The sequence below is a fragment of the Anabaena sp. AL93 genome, assembly GCF_001672085.1.
Classification (GTDB): Bacteria; Cyanobacteriota; Cyanobacteriia; order Cyanobacteriales; family Nostocaceae; genus Dolichospermum; species Dolichospermum heterosporum.
In genome coordinates this window covers 75,838-82,328 of sequence record NZ_LJOU01000005.1, presented here as the reverse complement: position 1 = coordinate 82,328, position 6,491 = coordinate 75,838, and the positions used below count along the sequence as shown (strand labels likewise).

General features: G+C 39.0%; 7 protein-coding genes and 1 rRNA gene. 4 read left to right on the top strand and 4 right to left on the bottom strand.

Annotated features, from left to right (window positions below):
• From AN486_RS02510 to AN486_RS02500, 3 genes are all read right to left on the bottom strand, one after another.
• A 16S ribosomal RNA gene (locus AN486_RS02510) occupies positions 1 to 91 on the bottom strand; the annotation flags it as partial.
• A gap of 280 nt (positions 92 to 371) precedes the next feature.
• Positions 372 to 1,031, bottom strand: a complete 660-nt coding sequence (tsaB, locus tag AN486_RS02505) for a tRNA (adenosine(37)-N6)-threonylcarbamoyltransferase complex dimerization subunit type 1 TsaB (RefSeq protein ID WP_053537653.1) — start codon at positions 1,029 to 1,031, stop codon at positions 372 to 374.
• A gap of 254 nt (positions 1,032 to 1,285) precedes the next feature.
• Positions 1,286 to 1,534: a Ycf34 family protein gene (locus AN486_RS02500; RefSeq protein ID WP_168635168.1), complete on the bottom strand. Its 249-nt coding sequence runs from the start codon at positions 1,532 to 1,534 to the stop codon at positions 1,286 to 1,288.
• An 86-nt stretch (positions 1,535 to 1,620) separates the two neighbouring features.
• Between AN486_RS02500 and AN486_RS02495 the strand changes: the two genes are divergently transcribed.
• From AN486_RS02495 to AN486_RS02485, 3 genes are all read left to right on the top strand, one after another.
• Complete coding sequence (locus tag AN486_RS02495) at positions 1,621 to 2,892, top strand: CCA tRNA nucleotidyltransferase (protein WP_290599090.1); 1,272 nt, start codon at positions 1,621 to 1,623, stop codon at positions 2,890 to 2,892.
• Positions 2,893 to 2,939: 47 nt separating this feature from the next.
• Positions 2,940 to 3,743 carry a Tab2/Atab2 family RNA-binding protein gene (locus AN486_RS02490; RefSeq protein ID WP_053537655.1) on the top strand — a complete coding sequence of 268 codons (804 nt, stop codon included), beginning with the start codon at positions 2,940 to 2,942 and terminating at the stop codon, positions 3,741 to 3,743.
• A gap of 234 nt (positions 3,744 to 3,977) precedes the next feature.
• Positions 3,978 to 4,739 (top strand): metallophosphoesterase family protein, encoded by a 762-nt coding sequence (locus AN486_RS02485; protein ID WP_053537656.1) that lies wholly within the window; start codon positions 3,978 to 3,980, stop codon positions 4,737 to 4,739.
• Here the strand turns inward: AN486_RS02485 and AN486_RS02480 are convergent, their stop codons facing one another.
• Positions 4,740 to 5,603, bottom strand: coding sequence for a M48 family metallopeptidase (locus AN486_RS02480; protein ID WP_290599078.1), 864 nt, complete (start codon positions 5,601 to 5,603; stop codon positions 4,740 to 4,742). It abuts the gene before it with no gap.
• Positions 5,604 to 5,888: 285 nt separating this feature from the next.
• Here AN486_RS02480 and AN486_RS02475 point away from each other — a divergent pair, with 285 nt between their 5' ends.
• On the top strand, positions 5,889 to 6,422 hold the full coding sequence (locus tag AN486_RS02475; protein WP_290599088.1) for a DUF4330 domain-containing protein: 534 nt from the start codon (positions 5,889 to 5,891) through the stop codon (positions 6,420 to 6,422).
• The last annotated feature ends 69 nt before the right edge of the window (positions 6,423 to 6,491 follow it).

The following is a 6,491-nucleotide window of genomic DNA, read 5'->3' as shown; positions in this document are numbered from 1 at the left end:
TCCGCCACTATCTCCGAAAAGACCGTTCGACTTGCATGTGTTAAGCATACCGCCAGCGTTCATCCTGAGCCAGGATCAAACTCTCCATTTTGTTTCTTTCGAGTTTGTTGGCTCCGAAATTAGTTAAAATCTCGAATCCTCTTTCAATTATCTTGACGACGAGGATTGGTTTAATCTATTCTTTCAAAGTATTATTTTTTCTCGGTTCAGTTGTCCGGGAGTCGTTTCTTTCTCTCGGCACTTATTTAATATAGCAATCCTTCCTTTTTCTGTCAAGGGGTTTGAGAAATATTTTTTAGAGGTGGGTAAAACCAGAGGCTATTTCCAGCTAAGGGCTTTATATGGCAAGGGTTAAACGGATTTCGATAATTTCAAATATCTACTGGGTGTTGCCCATAATAAGGTAGAGCTTCTGACCAATGGGGATTTTTTCCTTGCTGCCAATCTAAATAGGCTAATTCCAAAATGCTGTTGACGGTGGCTGCTAAGTGAGATGTGGCTGATATTAACTGATTGGTATGCCAATTAGTTAGGGTTTCTTGCCATGCAGACGGCGTGAATAATGTATCTGATAATAGGGCTGTAATGCCCGAATTATCAGGGTTGGGTTGATAAATAGCACCAAAAATTTGTCCCCGTTGTGCTGGCATTTCTACGGCAATTATTGGATGTTGGCAATTTCTTTGTAATTTATATTCTTGCCAAGCTACTGCGGCTAGGGTGGAAACTGTAAATGCGGGAATTTTTAGCTGTTGTGCTAGTGTGCGCGCAGTGACAACTCCGATGCGAGTTCCTGTAAAACCACCAGGACCTTTGGCAACGGCGATAAATTCTAGGTCTGCCCAGGTTCGTGGTTTAATTACTTCAACTAGATATTGATGAATGTGACTGGATAGGTCACGTCCTAAGTTCCAAACTTGAGATTGGGGATAGTCGGCAAAGTTGCTAATTGCTAAACCGAGTTCTGGTGTGGTGGTGTGTAATGCTAAAGCGTATTTATTCAGCGGGAGTTGTTTGATTATGGTTGTCAAGGTAAATGCAAATGTATTTTTCTGCTAAATAATACAGCATAATTCAGAAGTTAAAGGTGAAATCACCTTAATTTTGGGCTTTTACTCTTTTTCCGCTGGAAAATACCAATTAAATGTGATTGAACCACGAAGAAGCGAAGGACACGAAGAAAGAAGGAAAGAAAGAGAATAATTGGAAGTTAATGGAGTTTGTAAGAATTTGTGTTGCTGATTTTGGCTGTAAATACTCAGCAACATCTCAGAATTTAGCCTAATTAGGTGGGGACTAATTCACCTGGACGCAATTTAGACCATTTACCTGTTTCTTGTTTGAAGCTGAGACAACCGACAATATCCCATTCCATTTCAATTATTTCGCCTTGTGTGCGAATATTGACGTTGATGGCAGGTTCGTTGGGGTCAAAATCTGGTGTTTCTGTCAGGTGAGGCTGTTGGTGCTGGGTTTCTACGGCGTTGTAGGTGACGCAGCGGTCTACATAGTGGCAATTCACGCAAATACACATAATAGAACCAACTTTGGGAAGCTTTATAGTTAATGTAGCTTAATGCAAAATAATCGGCATTAGTTACTAGGTTGATTTTTATGACAATGGATGAATTAGTTGTTTCTCGTCTCGCTGCCAAAAATTGGCCTTGTAGTCTGGAATATTTGCCACAACCTGTTTATATGGTGGGTGGTGCGGTGCGTGATGCGATTTTGGGTAGGGTTCGGGAATATGTGGATTTAGATTTTATTATCCCAGGGGATGCGGTGAAGGTAGCGAGAAAGATTGCTCAACGTTATCAAGCTGGTTTTGTGTTACTTGATGCTGAAAGAAAAATTGCCCGTGTGGTGTTTCCTCATGCTACGGCTGATTTTGCTCAACAGGAGGGGGAAAGTTTAATTACGGATTTGCATAGAAGGGATTTTACTATTAATGCGATCGCCTATAATCCCCATACTCAAGAAATTATTGATCCTTTGCAAGGCTGTAAGGATATAGAATCTGGACTGTTACGGATGATATCACCTATAAATCTACAAAATGATCCTTTGCGGTTAATGCGGGCTTATCGTCAAGCCGCCCAACTTGGGTTTACTATTGAACCAGCTACTCAAGAGACAATTCGCAGTTTAGCAAAAAGTATTAATCAAGTGGCAGCGGAACGAGTACGGGTAGAAATTGGTTATTTGTTGGCAAATTCTCAAGGGACATTTTGGCTAAATGCTGCTTGGAAAGATGGTGTTTTGACTAGTTTCTTTAAAAACGCGACTGAGGAAAGTTTTATTAAGTTAACTGCTGTTGATCAAGCTTATACTTTAATTAGTGAAAATTGGCAACAACTAGGAGAAGAATTAGCAAATTATGTACGGGAGACTGTGAAAACTTCTTGGTTAGCTACTGCTAAACTTGCTTGTCTGGTTGACTCAAAGCCAGAAATTGCCGAAATCGAATTACAGGAACTTACCTATAGTCGGGCAGAAATTCGGGCTGTGACAACGGGATTAAGACTATTTTCGGAAATAAAAGCGGTAAAGATGCCTTTGCGAAAACAGTATTTTCTGTTTCGGGAAATGGGAATTTTATTTCCGGCTGTGTTGGTATTAGCTTTAGCAAATGATATTGTAGCTAAGGGAATGTTTGAAGAAAGTATGTTTGTTACTTATGAACCTTTAATCAAGCGTTATCTTGACAAAAACGATGTAGTTGCTCATCCTATTCCTTTACTCAATGGTAAAGACATGATGATGGCGTTAAACATTCCCGCTTCACCATTGATAGGTGAATTATTAATGGAGGTTGGTGTTGCTCAAGCTGAGGGGAAAATTTCTACAGTAGAAGCAGCGATAGAATTTGCCAGGAATTTAGTTAAAAAGTAAACTTGCTAAATTTGGTTTTGAGTTATTTAATTTTTATGGAGTAGGGAATGAGTCTGATTTGGCAGGCTGATTTTTATCGTAGTCCGCTACAAAGTGTTGAAGGGCAGACGTTATGGGAACTATTAGTTTGTGATGCAACTCGCAGTTTTGAATTTACAGCCAGTTGTCCCCAATCCCAGGCTAATTCTACTTGGGTTGCCCAACAATTACAATTAGCTGGTCAGGAAAAGTTACCAGATGTAATTCAAGTATTTCGTCCTCAGTCTTTAAGTTTAATCACAACTGCGGGAAATAATTTAGGTATTAAGGTTGAAGCTACTCGGAGAACTTTGGCGTTAAAACAATGGTTAGCAGCAAAACAATATCCTGTAACTGTGGATAAACTACCTCCATTACCATTACCGGAAAATCTCTGGGGGGAAGAATGGCGGTTTGCGACGATTCCATCTGGTGATATTGTGGATGAGTTTACAGAACGACCAATTCCTTTTTTGCAAATACCAGATTTTCTCAAACCAATTAATCTGGGTTTAGCTTCAACAGTACCTATCCCTGGTGTAGTGATTTACGGTGGACGAAAATCTATGCGTTTAGCGCAGTGGTTAAAGGAAAATAATCCTGTATCATTAAACTATATCGCTGGTGCGCCTGATGGGTTGGTATTAGAAGCTGGTTTGGTAGATAGGTGGGTTTTGGCGACTTTTACAGATGAGGAAGTTACTGCTGCGGGGAAGTTATATCAAGAGCGAAAACAGCTAAGTCAGGGATTGCATTTTTTATTGGTGCAACCAGATGATTCGGGAATGACTTATAGTGGTTTATGGTTATTGCAAGATGAAAATAAATACTAATGCTTGTTATATTTTGTTACCGAGAACGAGCCTACTTAAGCATAAAAATTCATGTATGATAGGAGTCTTGGGTGTTAGTAATTATTTATATGGGAACTTGGCAAGTTAACCAAATGTCTACATAATTATTAAAGAAATCATAACTTAGTCAAGTTTTCTTGACCTTTTAAACGAAAATTAGACCAATCAAAGTTTAGTCGAAATATTCAGCTAATTCATTTAAGCTAGAAGCAAATGAGCGAAATTAGTCAACGCAGGGTTGTTATTGGTGATGTGCATGGACACTATGAATGTTTGATGTTGCTGTTGGCAAAAATAGCACCTACATCAGAGGATCAAGTATATTTTTTGGGAGACTTAATTGATCGTGGTCCAAAAAGCGCCCAAGTAGTTGAGTTTGTTAAAGAAAATGATTACCCTTGTTTGCTAGGTAATCATGAGCAGATGTTATTAAATATCATGACTGGTAAGAATACTTCGTCCACAAATATGCAAACGTGGTTATACAGTGGAGGACAGGCTACTATTGCTAGTTACCAATCTGCAACAATTCCTAAACAACATCTGGATTGGTTTGAGAGTTTGCCCACATATTTAGATTTGGGAGATTTTTGGTTAACTCATGCAGGTGTTGATCCAGAAAAGAGTGTCCAAGAACAGACGGCGGAAGAATTATGCTGGATTAGGGATGAGTTTCATCGGATAGAGAAACCATATTTTGCAGATAAGTTGATTATAGTTGGTCATACTATAACTTTTACTTTACCTGGTGTGGCTCCCGGTAATTTGGCACAGGGCCAGGGCTGGTTAGATATTGATACTGGCGCTTATCATCCCCGTAGTGGTTGGTTGACGGGGCTGGATATTACGAATAAGTTGGTTTATCAGGCCAATGTGTTCAGTAGGGTTGTGCGGACTGTGGCTTGGGAAGAGGTGATGACAATTGTTCAGCCACAGGAATTTGCAGGTAGCCGCCGTCATAGAAAACGAGCATAATTATGGCAAAAATGCTCTCATTTTGCTTTGATATACCGGATTATCTAAACCATGATTTTGACTACTTGGTTGACTTTTAATCTGATTTTGCAGGGAGATTACGCGATCGCTTGCCCCTGGATGTGTGCTTAAAAATGTAGGTACGGAGCTACTTCTTTGTAGCTTTTTCATGAAAGAAACCATTGCTGACTGAGCATAACCAGTGCGGGTGATGTTTGCTAATCCTCTTTTATCAGCATCAAATTCGTCCTGGCGACTACGGGGAAGATTCAGGGCGAGTTGCACACCAATTCCTACGGCTTTACTTCTATCTAAACCGGATACTGAAGCTACACCACTGGCTATAGCTCGTTGTCGCATTTGTTTAATTAAATGTTTGCCTTCGATATGTCCCATTTCATGAGCTAATACACTGGCGACTTCGGCTTCATTATCTGCTGTTTTTAACAAACCTGTATTCACATAAATAAAACCACCAGCGGTTGCAAAGGCATTAACAGCAGGATCTTCAACTACTTGAAAAGTATAAGCAATATTTGGACGAGTGCTATTAGCTGCTAAACGTCTACCTATTTGTTCAACATAGCTGTTTAGTTGTGAATTACGAGAAATTCTGACTTCTTGCTGTATTTCTTGATTTATTTGCTGCCCAAGATCAACTTCCTGGCGATCGGATATATTAGATAGGTTAAATATTTGGGTTACTTGTGGGAGTACACGGATCAGATCGCTAAAACCTATAGCTTTACTTGATAGTGGTGTAACTAAGCAAATAGTCACAGCAACGCTTACAGAAATGAACGGATACAAACAGCGCCGCTGCCACAAACGATAATTTGTCCAAATTCCTTGCGAGTTAATCATAATCGAGTTATATGAGATTGGTGTGAGAACTTAAAATTAGAGGACGAATTTTCAGTTTACTAAGTTGCATTTTCAACTCCAGATAGGGCAAATAGTCAATTCAAATAACTTACTGCTACTATGACACTGAATCTCCTGCAATCATGATAAACTGTCGCATAACCATAATGTCTAGTTTCTGTCAATTCTGATGCAGTGATCAAGATTGTGGATAACTGGAAAAAACTTGTCGGTACAATCAATTACTTAGCTGAAAACTTAACTGCAATTTATCCAAACCTGATTATGGCTATTTTAGATTCTAAAGGTCGCTTGTTCGGTAAAATTAACCTATTAGATTTAGGGGCTGCATTAGTAATTTTGCTAGTGATAGTGGGTATCTTTATTTTCCCTGGTACTTCTGGTTCTGTGGCTCAAGTGGGTGCGAAAACAGTACCCATTGAGGTAGATTTACTGGTACGTGGACTCAATGTTCGTAATCCTCAACAGTTAATTAAAGAAGGATTTACAAAAGGTGGTAAAACTAATGTGATTATCCGTAATCAACCTTATGGTCAGATTGGGATTAAATCGGTTGAGCAGTTAGAGAGAACACTGACAATTGGTCAACCAGATGGTTCTGTGAAAGAATTACCAGATCCTAGAAAAATTAACTTTAGTACAGATTTTCTCTTGACTTTAGAAGGACAAGCTACAGTCACTAAGGATGGGCCTGTTCTTGGTAATAGCAAAGTGAAAATTGGAATCCCTTTTGAATTAGAAGGTTTTAACTATAACTTTAATGCGTCTGTAGTTGATATTCGATTACAGGATAAATAGCATTTTGTTTAAGGATGAAATTATCCTGGTTTCATCCTTAAAATTAGTAAAAACTATCTATTTATAATT